This window comes from Pseudarthrobacter sp. MDT3-1 (assembly GCF_054510755.1).
Window position 1 is genome coordinate 1 of the sequence record NZ_JBTNDX010000083.1, and the last position, 1,228, is coordinate 1,228.

Annotated in this window: 1 pseudogene; it reads left to right on the top strand. The window is 65.1% G+C overall.

Annotation, left to right across the window (positions count from 1 at the left end):
• Positions 1–387: 387 nt before the first annotated feature.
• Positions 388–730: pseudogene (locus tag ACX80X_RS21225) on the top strand (YciI family protein).
• Positions 731–1,228 lie beyond the last annotated feature (498 nt).

Below are 1,228 nucleotides of genomic sequence, written 5' to 3' on the forward strand. Positions count from 1 at the left end.
TCCCGGGTCACCGTGTCCCGTGCCATGCTCTTGAGCCGACAAGTCGTGGTCAGATGAGGTCAGACGAAAGCCGTCGTAGGGGTTGCGTCAAGCACGTCGAGGTCTCCTGGCTGGATGGCGCAGGCACCTCCATCGTGTGGAGACTTCGACCCCCAGCTCCGGCGCCGATCACGATCGTGTCGAAGTGATCCATGGCTGACCCTTCTTCGCGGGCGCGCGCTTTAGAGCGTGCTCCCGGACGGTACCGATCGAGCAGGTTCTGCGGGTCGGCCGCGACGCATACCTTGACCATATGTCCGGTGCGAGAGCCATAATCGGTCTGGGCGCCAGAGCGGTGCCGCAGGGAAGAGCCGTCGGATGGCGCCGCCGGAGCAGAGGAGTCCTCGAATGACGAAGTACCTGATCTCGTTCCCCGGTGAGGCCATGGTGTTCCCCGAGGAGGATTTCGAGGCGGTGGTCGAAGCCTCGCATGCCGTCATCGGCGAGGCCAAGGCGGCGGGTGTGTATGTCTTCGGCGGCGGGATCGATGAGGGTGTAGGCCCGGTGCTCGTGGCCGGTGACGGCACCGTCTCCGAGGGCACGTACCCCGGGCCACAAGGTGCCCAACGGCGGGTACACCGTTCTCGAGCTGCCCTCGCGGGAGGCGGCACTCGAGTGGGCTGCGAAGATCGCCGTCGCCTGCCGCTGCTCGCAAGAGCTCCGGCAGTTCCTGTACGACCCGGCCAGCTGACGAGGGCAACCTCAGTCAGCGCCGTTCGTGCGTCGCGCGCCCATAGTGAGAGGCGTGCACCAGCGCATAGGGCGGGTGATCTCGACCGACGGCACCTCGCCGGCCTACTGGTAGATCGGGGCCGGTCGGCTTCTGCCGTACGCTAGCGGCTCAGCCGTCTCGAGCTGAGTTGCGAGCTGCCGGAGGAGCGCTCTTTCTACATCCGGCCGAGGGAAAGTCGGCCCGTACGATACGGCCCTGTTGGGTTCGGGCTGGAACGCTGACATGAAGCCGATCCAAGCGCATGCGACATTGCTGGGGGTGGTGGGTGGGGTGTCCAAATTCACTGCTGGGAGTGGGGGAGGGTCCGGGTTTCCGCTGGTTTAAGTGAGAGAGCGTGTGTGGTGTGTTTGTGGTGGGGGGTGTTTGTGGTGTGGTGGTTAACGTGGGAGAGCCCCCCAACCTGGTGGTTGGGGGGCTCTCGACCTGTAATGATGTTCCGGCGGTGACCTACTCTCC